Origin of the sequence: Streptomyces sp. P3, assembly GCF_003032475.1 — a bacterium.
Taxonomy (GTDB): Bacteria; Actinomycetota; Actinomycetes; order Streptomycetales; family Streptomycetaceae; genus Streptomyces.
In genome coordinates this window covers 1796833-1813133 of sequence record NZ_CP028369.1, presented here as the reverse complement: position 1 = coordinate 1813133, position 16301 = coordinate 1796833, and the positions used below count along the sequence as shown (strand labels likewise).

13 protein-coding genes are annotated in these 16301 nt (G+C 70.0%); 9 read left to right on the top strand and 4 right to left on the bottom strand.

From position 1 onward, the window contains the following. The first annotated feature begins 45 nt into the window (after positions 1–45). Positions 46–765, top strand: coding sequence for a gamma-glutamyl-gamma-aminobutyrate hydrolase family protein (locus C6376_RS08070; protein WP_159083174.1), 720 nt, complete (start codon positions 46–48; stop codon positions 763–765). On the opposite strand, the gene C6376_RS08065 is transcribed toward C6376_RS08070, so the two are convergent. The 4 genes from C6376_RS08065 to C6376_RS08045 form a co-directional block, all read right to left on the bottom strand. Continuing rightward, complete coding sequence (locus C6376_RS08065) at positions 742–2472, bottom strand: hypothetical protein (RefSeq protein ID WP_107442785.1); 1731 nt, start codon at positions 2470–2472, stop codon at positions 742–744. The two genes, C6376_RS08070 and C6376_RS08065, sit on opposite strands and share 24 nt — an antisense overlap. After that, a complete protein-coding gene (locus tag C6376_RS08060) occupies positions 2469–3545 on the bottom strand; it encodes a hypothetical protein (protein ID WP_107442784.1) in 1077 nt (358 codons plus the stop codon). The genes C6376_RS08065 and C6376_RS08060 overlap by 4 nt, the downstream gene beginning before the upstream one ends. Before the next feature lie 184 nt (positions 3546–3729). Next, entirely contained in the window at positions 3730–4380 is a 651-nt protein-coding gene (locus tag C6376_RS08050) for a deoxynucleoside kinase (protein WP_107442782.1), read from the bottom strand. After that, positions 4377–5567: an FAD-dependent oxidoreductase gene (locus C6376_RS08045; protein ID WP_254075873.1), complete on the bottom strand. Its 1191-nt coding sequence runs from the start codon at positions 5565–5567 to the stop codon at positions 4377–4379. Before C6376_RS08045 ends, C6376_RS08050 begins: the two co-directional genes overlap by 4 nt. Before the next feature lie 291 nt (positions 5568–5858). On the opposite strand from C6376_RS08045, the gene C6376_RS08040 reads away from it, so the two are divergent. The 8 genes from C6376_RS08040 to C6376_RS08005 all read left to right on the top strand — a co-directional run bounded on the left by C6376_RS08040 (position 5859) and on the right by C6376_RS08005 (position 16214). Further along, positions 5859–6890: a LuxR C-terminal-related transcriptional regulator gene (locus C6376_RS08040; RefSeq protein WP_107442780.1), complete on the top strand. Its 1032-nt coding sequence runs from the start codon at positions 5859–5861 to the stop codon at positions 6888–6890. 888 nt (positions 6891–7778) lie between these two features. Next, a complete protein-coding gene (locus tag C6376_RS08035; protein ID WP_159083172.1) occupies positions 7779–8435 on the top strand; it encodes a metallophosphoesterase in 657 nt (218 codons plus the stop codon). After that, on the top strand, positions 8435–9652 hold the full coding sequence (locus C6376_RS08030; protein ID WP_107442778.1) for an ATP-grasp domain-containing protein: 1218 nt from the start codon (positions 8435–8437) through the stop codon (positions 9650–9652). The genes C6376_RS08035 and C6376_RS08030 overlap by 1 nt, the downstream gene beginning before the upstream one ends. Then, on the top strand, positions 9652–10974 hold the full coding sequence (locus C6376_RS08025) for an ATP-grasp domain-containing protein (RefSeq protein WP_107442777.1): 1323 nt from the start codon (positions 9652–9654) through the stop codon (positions 10972–10974). The genes C6376_RS08030 and C6376_RS08025 overlap by 1 nt, the downstream gene beginning before the upstream one ends. Then, complete coding sequence (locus tag C6376_RS08020) at positions 10971–12233, top strand: ATP-grasp domain-containing protein (RefSeq protein ID WP_107442776.1); 1263 nt, start codon at positions 10971–10973, stop codon at positions 12231–12233. Before C6376_RS08025 ends, C6376_RS08020 begins: the two co-directional genes overlap by 4 nt. Continuing rightward, positions 12230–13591 carry a TldD/PmbA family protein gene (locus C6376_RS08015; RefSeq protein ID WP_107442775.1) on the top strand — a complete coding sequence of 454 codons (1362 nt, stop codon included), beginning with the start codon at positions 12230–12232 and terminating at the stop codon, positions 13589–13591. The genes C6376_RS08020 and C6376_RS08015 overlap by 4 nt, the downstream gene beginning before the upstream one ends. After that, positions 13588–14949, top strand: coding sequence for a metallopeptidase TldD-related protein (locus C6376_RS08010; RefSeq protein ID WP_159083171.1), 1362 nt, complete (start codon positions 13588–13590; stop codon positions 14947–14949). The genes C6376_RS08015 and C6376_RS08010 overlap by 4 nt, the downstream gene beginning before the upstream one ends. Beyond that, complete coding sequence (locus C6376_RS08005) at positions 14946–16214, top strand: MFS transporter (protein WP_159083170.1); 1269 nt, start codon at positions 14946–14948, stop codon at positions 16212–16214. Before C6376_RS08010 ends, C6376_RS08005 begins: the two co-directional genes overlap by 4 nt. Positions 16215–16301: the final 87 nt, after the last annotated feature.

The window sequence follows — 16301 nt, the reverse complement described above, 5'->3', positions numbered from 1 at the left end:
TTTTCCCTTGCCTTTCCGATGATATTTCGTGCTAGCTTCCTCGCCATGCGAGAGCCAATTATTGGAATATCCCTCAGGCCCTGGCGCAGACCCGAGAAGACCGACCGCTGGATGCAGAGCATCGGGTATTTCCGCGCCGTGGAAGCCTCCGGCGCCGTCCCGTTGGGCATCGCACCGGTCGCCGAGCCCGCTCTGCGTGACCTCTACGACCTCTGCGAGGGCCTTGTCCTGCCCGGTGGGATGGACATCGCGCCCGAGTTGTACGGCGACGAGCGGCACACCACCACGGAGATCCAGCCGGAGCTGGACGCCATGGAACTGGCCCTGCTGCGCTGGGCGGAGGAGGACGGCAAACCCGTCCTCGGTATCTGCCGAGGTGCGCAGCTGCTCAACGCGGCCAAGGGCGGGGCCCTGTGGCAGGACCTGCCGGCCCAGCGGGGTGTCTGCGGACACGGAGGCGACGAAGCCGGAACCGCTTTCCACGACATCGTCGTCGCAGAGGGAAGCCGGCTGCGGCAGGTGACGGACACCGGGCGGATCCTCGTGAACAGCCGGCATCACCAAGCGGTCTCCGCCCTCGGGGCGGGCCTGAGCGCTGTCGCCCACGCCCCGGACGGCGTGATCGAGGCGATCGAGGCCCACGGCCCGTGGTTCGCGCTGGGAGTCCAGTGGCATCCCGAGGAGCTGCCGACCGAGTCGCCGGTCGGGGGAGGGATGTTCCGGGCCCTGGCGCAGGCGGCTTCACGCCGGGCTGTCGCGTACTAGGCCTGCCGCGTGAAGCCTGGCCACGAGTGCCTCGACAGCGGACACCGCGTCCGCCGTCGAGGTGCCCGAGACACCGACCATGCCCCAGCGGTCCGGGACGCTGGCCACGACCCGGACCGCTCTGTCCGGCCCCGTCTCCTGCTCCGCCCGACTGGTCGTGGTCGCCAAGTCCGCCAGGGCGGCGGGGCGATAGACACGGGTGGCCACGTGCACAGGGCCGGCCGGACCGGACAGCGCGTCCTGGAAGGCGCGCATGTACACCGCGCCGTGGGACGAGAGGTTCAGGTCGATCACCCCGTGGACGAGCCGGTCGCCGAAGCGCCCCCCGATCCGGCCCACCGCGAAGTCGATCCCACCGGTGACCAGGCTGTGCGCGCACCCCTGCGCCTCGGCCTGCGGGCCCCCGAACGCGTCGAGAATCGCCTGCAGGGCCGCCGTCATGGAGGCGTACGCGGTCCTGGGCACTCCGAAGGCGGCGAAGTCCTCGGCGAGCAGTGTCGCGTTGCCTTCCCAGGAACAGCCGTTCATGAGCTGGAGGGTCAGCCCCTCGGTCACCCGCCCCCCCTGGATGTGACCGGACGGAGTGATGATGAACCGACGCCCGGCGATGTCACAGGTGGCGAAGTCGACATGCGCCTCCAGGGCGTACGCGTCGCCGTGCTGGTGGGCCTCGCGCGCGTGCCGGGTGAGCGTTTCCTCGTCGAGGAGGTCCAGGCCGGTCACGATGCGGGCACCGTCGCCCGCCTCGCACGGTTTCAGACAGCCCCGCTCCACGCCGTAACGCTCCAGGAGCAGGCGCGCCGCGGCGCACACCCCGGCGGCGAATTCCTGCGGGTCGTCCCCGCGGGGGACGAGGTAGCCGGGGAGGACCGGAATCTCCATGCCGAGCAGCCGGTATGCGGAGGACATCCGTTGCTCGCGGGCCAGCAGGTCGTCCGGCTCCAGCCCGTCCGCCACGACTCGCAGCGCGTCCGGGACGGTGGGATGGACGTGTTCCTTACGGTTCCAACCGGCGGACACGACGGGCCCGTTCGCGTCGACCCGCAGGATGTCGAGGCCGAGCCTCGCCTTGAGCCACAGGAGGAAGACCTGCGTCTCCAGGTCGAGGGCGTACAGCCGCACGACCGCGTTCGGGTGCCTGCGGTACCAGTCCAGGAGCGGGAGCAGCGCGGAATGCCCGGGCGACGCCGCGACGGTGAGGAGGGCATCGGAGAGGTAGTAGTACTCGCGGGCGCCGATGTCGATCGCGGTGACGCCGGCGAGGGCCACGGCCTCACGCCACGGAGCGATACGACCGACCGCCACGTCGCCTTCCCGGGCCAGCGTGACCGCCCGGCTCTCCAGATAGCCGGCGACGTCATAGGGATCGCGTCCGGCGACGACATCGGCCAGGTCGCCTTCGAAGCCCCGTGTGGTCCGCGTGGCGGAGTGCATGACGACGGCGGGCACCCTCTGCTGCGCGGCGCGGTCCTCGGCGAACGGGAGCAGCTCCCGCGCCGCTCTGTCCGCCACGTCGGCGATGCCGTGCCCGAGCAGAACCCGGCAGTACTCCTCGACCTCCTCGTCGGCGAGCACGCGCGGACCCGTGCTGAACCCGCTCCACGGGTGTACGGAGCCGTCGCCCGCGACGACTTCGGTGCTGATCGGCGTGGGCTCCGCAAGACGCGTGGCAACCGCACCGCCTGCCTCGTCGGTGTCCGTCGTCATGTCGCTCGTAGTCCTTTCGGATAGCCCTCGCGGGCCGGCCGGGGGGTGGTCGGAGGGACGAGTACGCCGAGGATCTTCCGCCAGAAGTCCTCTTCCGTCCCGGTGGCCGGGAACGCCTGGGCGTCCAACACGTAGGAGCGGTCCAGGTCGTCGGTGACCATGTCGAAGACGGCGTAACGCAACCCCAGGGCACGCGCCGCGTACAGCGCCGTCTGCCCGGCCGTGGCACTTCGGGACATAGGGCCTTCGACCACCGTGCGGCCGTGCTCCACCGAACGGGTGGTGACCGATCCCGCGGGAGCGTGGCGTTCCTCGATGTCGATCACACACCCGTTCGCCACGGTGACCCGAAGCTCCGTCTTGGCTCCCCCGACGGTCATACCCACCTCGTGCTCGAAGACGAAGCCTGACTCGGCGCAGAGCGCCGCCAGGAAGCCCTCGTCGCCGGGGTCGACGTCCCGGAAGACCCACTGTTCACCGAAGGTGTTGCCGGGGGACTCCAACCGTCCGTCGTGATAAGCGTAGTTGGTGCGCCACCGCCCAGGGGCCAGATGCGTGATGCCCTTGCCCATCGAGCCACACACCGCCTTGACGTAGAGGGATCGCCCCGCATCCAGGGCGGTCGACAACTCCTCCGGAGTGGGGTTCTCGATCGCCGGGGGTACGGGAATGCCCGCCTGCTCCAGCACTCGTCTCGCCAGTGCCTTGTCCCGGGTGCGGGCGACCGCCGTCGGCGGGTTGAGGTAGTGGACCCCCTGGGGCAGACTGCGGCGCAGCAGGCGGTCGGAGCTGAGCAGGTACGCGGAGAGGGCATCGGCATAGGCCCGTGTCCCGTAGGCGCCCGCGACTCTGTCCTCGATCCGCGCGTCCCAGAACTGGTGCGGGAAGAACAGCACCACTCCGACAGGTCCCCGCAGGCCGTGCACCCCCTTGCGCACCTCGGCGTAGGTGTGCAGGCGGACGGAGACCCCGCGCTCGGCGAGCCATCCCTCGTGCGCGAGGAAGGGATCCAGCTGGGAACGCGGCCAGGCGTCGGCGACGGCGAGGACGGTGAGGATCGGTGTCGTGCTCATGCGGTCCTGCCTTCCAGCGTGATCCGGCCTCGCGGGCCTCCTACGACCGCAGCCGAGCGGAGGGCGAACGCCATCGTCAGCCCCTGATCGCCCTGGCCCGACGCAAGATCGACGTCCGCCACGCGATCCTGCGCTACCCCCACGAGAATCGGCCGGCTCTTCGACTTGTGGCTCGACGTAGGCATCAGACGGCTGCCTCTTTGTCTCCGCGACGGTCGAGAGCGTGGATCAGGCCGAGGACGTGGTCGGCGACCTTCTCGGCGGGCGGCGTGCCGTCCACGACCGTGTGCGGGACGTCGGCGAGACGCGCTGTGTACGAGGCGTCGAGCCTCTCCAGGTCGGCCATCAGTCGGTCGGCGCTCCAGTGGTCGACGGTCCAGTCCCCCCGTTGGGTGATGCGTGCGAACGCGGTCCGCGGTGGGGTGCGGACATGGAGGAGGAGGTCCGGCCGCGGCAGGTCGTCCATGAGGAGCCGGTAGTAGTCGTCGTACACACTGCGGCCCGGGGCATAGACGTCGTACGTGGTGAGCCACCGGTCGAAGATGAGCCAGTCGTACGCCGCGTACTCCGCTTCCAGGTAGTGGAACTGTGCCTGCGCGTCGACCAGGAAGGCGCTGCGGCGCAGCGCGTCGGGGACGACGTCCTGGTAGCGGTGCTGATGCTGCGAGGGCTCGTCGACCAGTTCGCGGAAGACGCTCGCCATGCGGGGCGAGAGCCGCTCGTACCGGGCCTTGGGTCCGAGGAGACCCACCAGGCGGGCGGCCAGGGTGGACTTCCCCGATCCGTCGATCCCCTCCACCGCGATGATCCGGTAGGGGCGGTCCGTTCCCGTCATGCGGGCACCTCGGATTCCACCGGAACGCCCCTGCCCGCCAGGAGCTTCGGAAGGGGCAGGCGTCCGCGGACCAGCGCCGGGGTGGTTTCGTTGACGGCACGCTGACCGGCGCAGGCGCCGAGAGCGTGCACGCCGTCCACGGAGGTGCGGCCGGCCTCGTCGGTCAGGAGCGAGCCGTCCGCCTGCCGGGCCAGTGACTCGATCAGCGACCCGCCGGGGAGCACGGGCTCGCTGCCCGTCGCCCAGACCACCGCGGTCTCCTCGGCCCGGCGGCTCTCCTCCCAGGCCGAGCCACCCTCACCGATGAGGCGTCCCCGGGCGTGCCGGCACCGGCCGCTGAGGGACCGGGAGCCCAGGGGGTTCCGGTTGTCCTCGGCCTTGTACGTCCATGTGATCTCGCCGTCACGCACGTCAAGACGTTCGTAGACCAAGTGGCGCACACACGTGGTGTGCCATCCCGGCCGGCCGCACTCCAGGGCGGATTTGGCGACCAGCTCGCAGGCGAGCTGGGAGGGGGCGCGCCAGCCGTACTTGTCGGGATTCTCCGTGGGGAACATGCCGACGTAGCGGTTGCCGAGAACCACCACCTCGGCGGCCTCCGAGGCAACCAGCGACGCGACCTGCATGGCGGAGTTCCCGGAGCCCACCACGAGGACGGTTCTGCCCGCCCACCGGCTCGTCCGATGCCGGGCGTGTTCACGGTGGACCACGTCGTGGGAAACGGCCCCGGCCTCCGCCCAGCCGGGGGGTGGGGTGCGGGGGGTGCTTCCCGTCGCCAGGACGACTGCCTCGGCACGTTCGTAGGACATGCGGCCGTCGCCGTTGAGCACGTGGAGGAGGAACATGCCCGCCTCGCCTTCGACCTCCAGGACCCGTGCGCTCTTCAGCGTGGCGCCGGAGCCGAGCAGGCTCTCGCGGACGTAGGCGTCGAACTGGGCCGCGCTGGGCCGGAGTTGCCCGGTCACGCCAAGCCGAGAAGTTTCCTGGTGTCGGGAGAGCCTGAGCTCGTCCGCGTAGGACTGCAGGGTGAAGTCTTCGAGGAACTCCATTCCCGTGCCCAGACGGTCAGCGATGACCAGAGTGTCCTGGGGAGGTACGTCCCCCTGGCGTACCTGTATGGCGGCGGCGGATCCCCCGCCGATGACCACCAGGCGCCAACATCGGCCGGTTTCGCTGAAACGGTACATGCCACTTCCTTGCCGTCGGAGTGTTCGGGCCTTGTCGTGACCGGGGAGGGCGGCGACCGGGTCAGCCTCCCCAGCCGACGTCCGATTCGCCCTCACACCCATTCACAAAGCTCACTTTTCCCCCTATTTTTTGATTCTGAATTTCTGGCCGATGTCTCTGCGGCGTCTTTATGATGATTCGCCCATGTGGCGAACTTCGCATGCGCTGACGGATCTTCCCGATATTAAGTCAGTACAAACGACAAGTGGGTATCATGGGCGCGACTGGCGGAGAGACGAGGGGTGAATAAAATGCACATACCAGACATCGCCGAAGTTGTGGGGCGATACGAGTTGGATGCAATTGCAGTGGCCCTCTATGAAAGCGTGGCGAAGCGGTCGCCCGTCTCGACATGTGAATTACGGGAACAGGGTGAGCTCTCCTCGGTAACCGAGGAGGACCTGGATCGCGCCGTGGAGCGACTTCTCGGGCTTCGTCTTCTCGCCCGGGTCGCAGACGCGCCGACCCGGTACGCGGCGTTGCCGCCCGACCTCTCCCAGGCACTTCTCCTGGGAGGGGCCGAACGGCAGATCACTCAGGCGTTGATGCAGGTCAACCAGGTGCGACGGGAGCTCATGGATCTCTCCTCCGTGTACTCCGACGCCCTCTTCGATCGCATGCAGGATCAACGTGTGGAGCCGATTTCCGACCTCCAGCAGGTCCGCGACCTCATCACGGAGCTGTGCGAGACCTGCCAGACCGAGGTGCTCACCTCGCAGCCGGGCGGGGCGCGGCCGAACGACCAGCTGGAGGAATCCTTCGAACGGACGGAGTTGATGCTTTCGCGTGGAGTCCGGATGAGGACGCTTTATCAGCACACTGCGCAATTCAGTGCGGAGACATTGTCCTACGTTCAATGGGTTACCGGCCTGGGGGCGGAAGTCCGCACACTTGCCGACGGGTTCCCACGGCTGATCATCATTGACCGAAAAATTGCACTCATCGACGCTCCGGAGGATCTGCGTGGCGCGCTGCTGGTGCGCTCCCCCGGAGTTGTTGAATTCATGACCAGATGTTTCAACTGGGCCTGGATAGCGGCGAACCCGTTTCCGGATTCATACCAAAGGGAACGGGTTCGTGTGATCTCCGACGAGATCAAGGAGGCGATCATCCGTTTCCTTGTGCTGGGTGAGGACGACAGGGTGATCGCGCGTCGACTGGGAATGTCGCTGCGCAGCGTGCAGCGCCACATCGCCGAGATCATGGCGCAGCTGGGGGCGACCAACCGGCTCCATGCGGGCTACCTCCTGGGACGCGATGCGCGGCCGGACTGGCCGAACTAGACCGTCCCGCAAGACCGGACCGGCCTGTTGGGACAGAGAGGGAAGGAACAGGATCGTCGCCCTCGCCGTCACCCTTGCCGGCCGTCCCCGGACCGGCGTGGTGGCCGCCGCGCAGGACAACTCCCGCGATCCGAGTGATCCCTACCTCCTGCCGTGGATGTGGCCGACCCGCTTGCCGTCCGGCGTCATGCCGGTGGCTCCGTGTTCGCCTTCGCCGATGGTCGGACCGAGGGCATGTCGACATCGCGGGTGTCGATCACTTCGCTCCTCCAGGGAGTTCGTTCTTCCGGGCCGAGGCTCGCTGGCACCATCCCCCGGTCATCGTCGACAGGGGCACCGGGAGACCGATTCCGTCATGAGTCATGAACGCTGCGTGAACTGCCGTGAAAACGTAGAAGGCCGTCTGCGAGGGTGTCAACAAGGCAACCGCAGCGTGAGACGCGATCCGGCACGGGAGGGCGGCCGGACCGGGCGCTCGGGCGCACCCGGTAGGGCTCTTCGAGCTGGTCGCGAGGGTGATCGCGGGTCGGAAACGGGTGTCGGTGAGAGCGGAACCGCATCGTCGAAGCCGGCAGCTGCGACACGGCGCCCACGCGGAGAAGGTGTCTTCGCCGACCCGACGGCAGAGCGGCCCAGACCGTGAGCGGCCAGGCTGCGGATCCGCGTTCGCGGCTTATGCCCTGAGGCAAACCCCTCGGTCCGCTTTCCTCCTGTCGTCTCTGCGCCACGACGCAATGCGCCACCCTCGAAGCGTGGATTCCATATGTCTTCTGGGTGAGGATCCCTCAGGAGCATGCGAGTTCGGGTAGGTGGAGCGCCCACTCACCGCGTGCCGCTCGCCCGGCGAGGGGCGCTGCTGAGAACGGGGATTGCCGCAAGGGGGCTGGGGTGGCGCGTTTCGCCGTCATATCCGATCTGCACGGGAACTACGAAAACCTGCTGGCGATACAGGAGAAGGCCGCCGGCCGCGTCGACACCGTGGTCCTCACGGGCGACTACCTCGAGGCGAAGGTGTCCAAGAAGGACCTGCACCGTGACCTTTGTTGGTCGCTCCCGGACGCCGTGGACCCCGATGCGCCCCTTTGGGAAGCCCTCTCCTCGTGCGTTCTCGTGCGCGGAAACCAGGAGGAGCGCATCACCACCGTCCTGCGCGACCGAGACGTCCCGGACGCACTGGAAGCGCTGCTGGCCGCACCCCCGGAACGGGCCACGCCCACAACCCGGTTCGTCCACGGCCACCGCTTCAACTGGTTCCGCGAGGGCGAGGATCTGAGTCACCCCGTACTCGACGCCCTGCCGGACCGGCCGGTCCTCATCCACGGCCACAGCCACCGTCGGCGGCTCACCACCGGCCTGGAAGCGACTGGGCAGCACACCCCGCTCCGCCTGGAACCCGAGACCGGCCGTGTCTACCAGCTGCCCCGGTCGGGTGTGTGCCTGGTGAACGCGGGTGCCGCGGGGGACCGTGAGGCGCACTGGGTGCTGTACGACGAGGAAGCCCGCACGGTCACGTTCGAGACCGTCCGCACGACAGGAGTCCGTTGATGAAGCAGGACAGTCCCACACCGCGGGTACTGGTGATCGCCGGGCGGGCGGGAAAGCTCAAGGCCGCCGTGGACGCCGGCTTCGAGGTCGTCTATGCCCAGCACACCGGGCTCTTCTCGGACCGTCATCGCGCCGCCTCGCACGAGGCCCTCCTGCTCGACTACACGCGCCCCGACCTGCTCCTCCCCGTCGTGGCGGGTCTGCACCAGGCGGCTCCGCTCGCGCTCGTCGCCTCCTTCACCGACCCCGGCCTCGAGCCCGCGGGGCTCCTCACCGAGCACCTGGGGCTGCCCGGTAATCCTGCTTCCGTCTCCGCCCTGCTCCGGGACAAACACGCGCTGCGCGCACGGCTCGCCGAGGCCGGAGTGGAGACGCACCCCTGCGCCCTCGTCGACAACGCCGGCGAACTGCGGGACTTCTGCGAGAGCCACGGCTACCCGGTCGTCCTCAAACCCCGCGACGGCACCGGCAGCGAGAACGTACGGCGCATCGAGTCCCACGAGGACGTGGAGCGGGCCTTCGACGGCCGCCCGGAGGAGCAACCGCCCTTGCTGGCCGAACGGTTCCTCGCCGGCAAGGAGATCAGCGTCGAGACCGTGTCCCAGCACGGACGCCACCGTGTTCTCGCCCTCACGGAGAAGTTCATCGACGAGAACTTCGTGGAGTGCGGTCATGTCGTGCCGGCCCGTGTCGGTGCTGAGCACCGGCCCTCCGTCGAGAAGCTCGTCCTGGGCCTGTTGGACGCGGCCGGGCTGGTCGAGGGCTGTGCTCACACCGAGGTGATGCTCACCGACACCGGGCCGGTGAGCATCGAGTCCCACAACCGCATGGGCGGGGACCGCATCTACGAACTGGTACGGCTGTCCCACGGAACGGATCTGGAACGCCTCGGCTTCACGCTGCCCCTGGACATCGACCCGCTGCCCGAGCCCCCCGTCCCGGCCAGAGCCGCCGCGATCTGGTTCGTACGGGCCGAGCCCGGCCGCGTCGTGGATGTCGAGGGAACAGAGCAGGCCGAGAAGGCCGAAGGGGTGCAAGAGGTGGTCGTCACCGCCGAACCAGGGGGTGTGGTCCGACCGGTTCGCTCCAGCGCGGACAGGGTCGGCTACGTCATCGCCACCGGCGCCGACCCCGACTCCGCGGTGGCCCGCGCCCGGGCCGCCGCGGAGGGCATCCGGGTGCGAACCGAGCCCGCGGCCGTGCAGGCGCACACCTGATGAGCCACTGCCACGACGGGGCCCCGGAGACCGTCACCCATGTCATGGCCGGGTTCGGCGCGGCGCTGCTCCCCGACCTTGACCGTTGCCTGCCACCCCGCTCGCTCCTCGTCGTCGAGGAGCCGGACGTCGTCGCGGCCCGCGACCTCGACCGACGGGCCACCGCCCACCCCTGTGTGGCCGGCATCCTCACGGCACCCATCCATGAGGAGGACGATCTGTCCGCCGTACTGGCGGCGGTGCCACGACCGCGGAACGTCCGCGCCGTCCTGCCCGGTGTCGAGTACGGGGTCTCCGCGGCCGCGGCCCTCGCCGACCATTGGGGGCTGCCGGGTGCCGGGCCGGCGGCCGCTCGCGTCCTGCGGGACAAGGCCCTGCTGCGGGAGGTCTGCGAGCGGTCCGGAGTGCCGCAGCCGCGGTGGCGAAGGGCGACCTGCGCAGCAGACGTGCGCTCCTTTCGGGACCAGGAGGTCCGGGGGTGTGTCCTCAAACCCGCCAACCGACAGGGCAGTCTGGGCGTGCAGCTCCTCGACCCCACCGATGACCTCGACGAGGCCTGGCGGCACACGGTCGAGGCGGACGAGCCCCGGCTGCGAGCCAGACGACCGCTACCGGCGTCTTTCCTCGTGGAGGAACGCGTCGACGGTCCCGAGATCAGCGTCGAGTGCGTGGTCCACGAAGGCCGGGTGCTGTTCCGCAACGTGACCGCCAAGGACGTACGCCCGGGTCGGCACCCCGTCGAGATGGGCCATCGGGTTCCGGCGGACCTGCCGCCCGGAGTGCCCGAGCGGGTCGCCTCGGCCATGGATCGGCTGGTGGCAGCCACCGGCTTTCGGACAGGGGTCCTGCATGCCGAGTGGATTCTGCGGGATGGCGCGAAGCCCGTCCTCGTCGAGTGCGCGGGCCGCGTGCCGGGGGACTGCATTCACGAACTCATCGACCTCGCGCACGGAGGTTCACTCGTCGCCGACCTCCTCACCGTTCTGTCCGGTTCCACGGACGTGCCCCACCGCGAGCCACACAGGCACGCGGCCATCCGATTCCTCAACTGCCCGCCGGGAACGGTTCTCTCGGTGACGGGCACACAGGAGGCGGCAGAGCCGGAGGAGGTGGTGAAGGTCCACGTCGCCACTGCGCCGGGCAAGGAGACGGGTATCGTCTCGAACTCCCACGAGCGCGCCGGATACGTCGTGGTGACCGGGCGGGACAGCGCCGAGACCACAGCACTGCTCGACACGACGGCCGCCCGTATCCGCTTCGCCGTACGCCCCCGCCAGGACGCTCCGCGGGACGGCCGGTGCGAGGCCGGGAGGGCGATATGAGCGAGCACGTTCTTGTCGTCGGCAGTGGACGGGACCTGCCAGGACGCGTGCGCGCCGCGGCACCCGGAAACCGCACGACGGTGATCTGCCGCCTGGACTACCTCTCCCGCCTGCGGGAACGCGATGCGCACAGCCGTGTCCTCGCAGTCCGCCACGATGCCCCCGACAGGGAATGGGTGGCCATCGCCGCCGCCGTACACGCCGTGGACCCCTTCACCCGCATCGCCACGTTCGGCGAGCGCGACCAGGACCGGTGCGCCGAGATCGGCCGTGCCCTCGGACTGCACACGCACAGCCCGCGCACCGTGGCGCTCGTCCACGACAAGGCAGCCATGCGGGCGCGGCTGCGGGAGACCGGCACGGATCCCACGCCCTCGGCCAAGGTGACAGACCTGGAGGCGCTGCGCGTCTTCGTCACCACGCACGGCGTGCCGTGCGTGGTGAAGCCGACGCACGGCTCTGCCAGCGTCGGTGTCGCCGTGCTGCGTTCGGCGGAGGAACACGAGCTCGCCGCCGCTCTCACGAGGGCGGGCGGAGACTTCTACGGCCTCTCCGGCGCCGGAGTCGTCGCCGAACGCTTCCACGAGGGGCCGCAGTTCAGCGTCGAGGCATTCTCCGAGGACGGCGAGCACGTGTGCGTGGCGATCACCCGCAAGTACTCCGACCCCGACCGCTTCGTCGAGCTCGGACACGTGGTACCCGCGCCGCTCCCGCCGGAGACGGAGGACGAGGTCCGCGGCTACGTCCCGCGCGTGCTCGACGCGCTCGACATCGCCTTCGGAGCCACGCACACCGAGATCGTGCTCACCGAGGCCGGCCCGCGTGTGATCGAGACACACCTGCGCATGGGCGGCGACGAGATACCGGCGCTCGTACGGTCCGCCACCGGCGTGGACCTGGCGGACCTCGTAGCCAGACAGGCCGCCGGTGAACGCGTGCTCCCCGGCCTCCGCAAGGAGTTGGCCGACGGACGGACACCTGCCGCCGCGGCGATCTGGTTCGCGGCGGCGCCGGCCGCGGGGGTGCTGACCTCGGTGGAGGGCGTGGACGAGGCGCGCCGCACCGCCGGGGTCGAGGAGGTCGTCGTACAGGCCGAGCCGGGCACGGTCTGCGCAGGACTGGAGTCGTCCGAGGAACGCCTCGCCTTCGCGCGCGCAGCCGGGGCGAGCGCCGAGGAGGCAGTGGGCTCGGCACGAGCCGCCCTCGCCGCCCTCGCCTTCCACATCAGGACGGTCCCGTCGATCGAGGAGGCAGTGTGACGTACACGGCTCAGGACCGTGGTCCGGTGCGGACCACGGCGGGTGAACTCGCCGCGGAGATGCGCCGAAGGGCTCCGCGGGGTGTGCGCCCCTCCTCCGGCGCCGTCCAGTCCTGGCACCGTGTGAGCGGACGCTTCGCCGAGGGCTCGGTCAGCGATCTCAGCCTGCAGCAGGGAGAGGCGACCTCCGCCCGTTACCTGGGCGAGCACGGTCTGATCCACCGAGCCGTGCCGGGCCTGAACCCCGGGGCGGCACGGCTCGAAGGCTTCGGGAACGCCGGCGGCCACCGCCCGCGCGCCACCACGGACGCGCCTCCGTCCTGGCTGGAGATCGGGGCGATCGTGGCCTCCCTGCGCGAGTTGGAGGAAGCCGCCCGCTCCTGCGACCCGAGCATCGCCCAGGTCGTGATCGACTTCGAGCTGAGCGAGCAGCAGATGGCCCTGGCGAGCGGAGAGGACGTACTGCTGCTCCGCACAGAACAGCGACTCCTCAGCTATCTGTCCGTGCGGGTCGTCGCACGCCGCGGCGACCGGGTGTCCACCGGCTTCTACACCCCCGGCGTCAGCGGGCGGCTCGACGCGATCGACGCGGCGGCCTCAGGCGCGGAGGTCGCCCGCAGGGCCGTCGCCGGCCTGGACGCCCGGCCCGCCCCGGTGGGCCGGATGCCCGTGGTCGTGGCAGGCGGCCGGGGGATGGTGCTCCTGCACGAGGCGTGCTGCCACCCGCTGGAGGGGGACGAGGTCGCACGCGGGTCCGTCTACGCCGGACGGCTCGGGGAGCAGATCGCCTCTCCGCTGGTCGAGGTGCGGGACGACTCGACCGTACCGGGCGCGGTCGGCTCCTACGGCTGCGACGACGAAGGGACGGCGGCCCGCTCCACGACGGTCATCGAGCAGGGCCGGCTCAGGGCCTACCTGACGGACCAGGACTCGGCCTCCAGACTCGGTACGCAGCCCAGCGGGAACGGGCGGTGCGGCACCGTGCAGCAGCCGCCGCTGCCCCGGATGACCAACACCTGCCTCGCGGCAGGGACGTCCACCGTCGACGAGATCATCGCCGACACCCCCTTCGGTATCTACGCCGAGCATGTGGGTGGCGGTGAAGTCGTCGAGGCCACGGGCGAGTTCACGTTCCGCGTGACCAACGGATGGCTGATCGAGAACGGCAGGATCACCGACCCCGTCCGGGAGACGACCATCGCCGGGCTCGGCACGGACGTCCTGCGGGGCATCGACGCGGTGGCGGACGACGTGACCGTCGGGGCAGCCAAATGCGGGAAGTTCGGGCAGTGGGTGCCCGTCGGCGTCATCGGACCCACGGTGCGGGTCGGGTCCCTGCTCGTAGGAGGAACAGAGTGAGTGACGGCATCCGGGCACTGATCGCCGAGGCCGCGAGGCAGGCGGCCGACTGCGAGGTGTGGACCGCTCACCGGGAGACCGAAGAGGTCGTCTGCCGTGGTGGTGCCGTCGAACGGCGCAGCGACGTCGAGTCCGGCGTAACCGCCGTGACGGTGTGGCGGGACGGCGGCGAAGGGTACGCCGTGCGGGCTCTGCCCGACTCCGACGACCCCTCGTTGGTGCGGAGTGCGCTGGAGGTCGCCCGCGCACTGCCCGGCAGGCTCCCCCCGCCCCCCGCCGCCGACCCTCCGGCACCTCCCGGAACAGCGAGAGCGGCGACGAGCCCCGCTCTCGACGACAGGACGAGCCCCGCTCGCGACGAGAAGACGAGCCCCGCTCTCGACGAGAAGACGGTGCATGCCGTGCGTGAGCTCAGCACGGCGGCCCCCGGACTGGACATCGAGCTCAGGGTGAAGGCCGAGCGGAGCACCGTACGACTCGGACGGCCCGGTCACGAGCCACGCGGCTACCGCACCGGTCTCGTTCAACTCCAGGCCCGGGTGACCGCCAGTGCGTCCGGCACCGGCTTCGTGGCCCACCAGATGTACGGAAGCGCGGCGGAGGACGTCCTCGCGCGGGCGGCCGATGTGGACCTGCCGGAGATCTGTGCCCTGGCTGCCGTGCTCGCCGGACCACCCGCGGACGTATGGGAACACGACGACGTCCTGCTCACCGGCTGGGTGGCGGTGAAGCTGCTTTCCCTCGTGCTCCCGGCCTTCCAGTGGGACACCGCGGTCGAGGGAAGGTCGCCGCTGGCAGGGAGATGGGGAGAGTCCGTCTGCGCCGACGGCGTCGACCTCGTCGACGACCCCACCTCCGCCGAGTACCCGCTCGCCGCGCCCTGGGACGACGAAGGAACCCCCACCAAAGCCGTGGAACTGGTCCGGGACGGACGGCTGCGTGCCTTCCTCGGCCACCGGCACAGCACCCGGTCCGCGGGAGCAGGCCGGGCGGGCTCCGGCTGGCGGGGAGCGGCGGGGGAGATGCCGAGGGTCCAGCCCAGCCATCTCTCGCTGCGAGTGGGCCGCGCCCTTGGCGATGTCCCCCGGCCGGGCCGCCGTCTTCTGAGAGTGGTGCAGGCGAACGGGGTGCACACCTCCAACGGCATCACCGGCGACTTCTCCATCGGTGCGAACGCGTTGCTGGAAGACCCGGACGGCACACGCCACAACGCCGGGAACATCACCGTGGCGGGCAACGTCTTCGACCTGTTGCGGCAGATCGAGGGCCACAACGGGACCGTGCGCACCAACCGTTCGCACACGTCGTTCGTCGCCTGTCCCGGCCTGTGGGTCCGCGGCCTCACCGTTGGGCGGTGAGCACGGTGGGCAACGAGGCGCGCGTCACCAGACTGCCGGAGTTCCGGCTCCTGTGGTCCTCACAGAGCCTGAGCATGCTCGGTACCTCCGTCAGCCGCACCGCACTCCCCCTGATCGCGGTCACCACGCTGGCAGCCTCACCCCTGCAGATGGGCTTGCTCCAGGCCGGCCTCGGCCTCTCGTACCTGGTACTCGGCCTGCCCGCGGGGGCCTGGATCGACCGTATGCGGCGCCGGCCCGTCCTGATCGTGTGCGACCTCAGCCGTGCCGTGCTGATGGTGATCCTGGCGTGCGCTGCGCTGCTGGACCGGCTCACCTTCCCCGTACTCCTCGTGGTGGCCCTGCTGCTCGGTGCGGCGCGCACCTTCTACGAGATCGCCTATCAGGCCTACATACCTGCGGTGGTCGGACGTGATCGGCTCGTCGAGGGCAACTCGAAGTTGGAGAGTACGAATTCCGCCTCACAGATGGCCGGACCGGCTGCGGCCGGGGCGCTCGCCCAGGTGGGAGCGGCAGCGGCGGTCTCGATACAGGCCGTGAGCTACGTCGCCTCCTTCCTCCTGCTGCTGCGCATCCGCAAGCCGGAGGCGGAGCCCTTGCGGAAGCCGACGGCAAGGATGCGCGAGGAGATCAGGAGCGGCCTGTCCTTCGTCCTCAAGAACCCCCTCATGCGCGCCGTCGTGGGGTCGGCAGCCACGTACAACTTCTTCTACGCCGTCCAGGCACCTCTGATACTCCTGCTGCTCGTCCACGACGTCGGCCTCTCCGAGGCCGCAGCGGGGGCCTTCATGACCGTCGGCGGGGTCGGCGGCGTACTCGGGGCCACCCTGGCGGGCGCCCTCGCGGGACGCCTGGGCCAGGTCCGCGTGATCTGGCTCGCCTACCTGGCGACCATCCCGACGGTGCTCCTCATCCCGCTCGCCGGTCCGGGGTGGCGCATGCTGTTCTTCGCCGTACCCTGGTTCACCGCCGCGTTCGGTCTCGTGGTGTACAACGTCGCGCAGGTCAGTTTCCGGCAGGCGATGTGCCCGGACCACCTGCTGGGACGGATGAACGCCAGCGTCAGGTTCCTCATCTGGGGGATCATTCCGGTCGGTGGTGTGGTCGGCGGTGCACTCGGCGAGTGGCTGGGCGTCCGCGGCGGGCTGCTGTTCGCAGGGGTGGGCATGACCAGCGGGGTGCTGTGGCTCGTCTGCTCCCGTCTGCGCCGGATCCGCGACATCCCGTCGGCCCGCGACGAAGTGGACGCACCGGTGACACCCTGACCCTCGCCGGGCTCCGCTCTTCGGCCGCCCCCTGCCGCCGCCTGCCGCGCGACAGCGATCTCGCGCCCTGCTGCTGCGGGCTCGTGC

Excerpts from the sequence above, each read along its gene's own strand:
- C6376_RS08070 (WP_159083174.1), top strand. The coding sequence starts at position 46 with ATGCGAGAGCCAATTATTGGAATATCCCTCAGGCCCTGGCGCAGACCC.
- C6376_RS08065 (WP_107442785.1), bottom strand. The coding sequence starts at position 2,472 with ATGACGACGGACACCGACGAGGCAGGCGGTGCGGTTGCCACGCGTCTT.
- C6376_RS08060 (WP_107442784.1), bottom strand. The coding sequence starts at position 3,545 with ATGAGCACGACACCGATCCTCACCGTCCTCGCCGTCGCCGACGCCTGG.
- C6376_RS08050 (WP_107442782.1), bottom strand. The coding sequence starts at position 4,380 with ATGACGGGAACGGACCGCCCCTACCGGATCATCGCGGTGGAGGGGATC.
- C6376_RS08045 (WP_254075873.1), bottom strand. The coding sequence starts at position 5,567 with ATGTACCGTTTCAGCGAAACCGGCCGATGTTGGCGCCTGGTGGTCATC.
- C6376_RS08040 (WP_107442780.1), top strand. The coding sequence starts at position 5,859 with ATGCACATACCAGACATCGCCGAAGTTGTGGGGCGATACGAGTTGGAT.
- C6376_RS08030 (WP_107442778.1), top strand. The coding sequence starts at position 8,435 with ATGAAGCAGGACAGTCCCACACCGCGGGTACTGGTGATCGCCGGGCGG.
- C6376_RS08025 (WP_107442777.1), top strand. The coding sequence starts at position 9,652 with ATGAGCCACTGCCACGACGGGGCCCCGGAGACCGTCACCCATGTCATG.
- C6376_RS08020 (WP_107442776.1), top strand. The coding sequence starts at position 10,971 with ATGAGCGAGCACGTTCTTGTCGTCGGCAGTGGACGGGACCTGCCAGGA.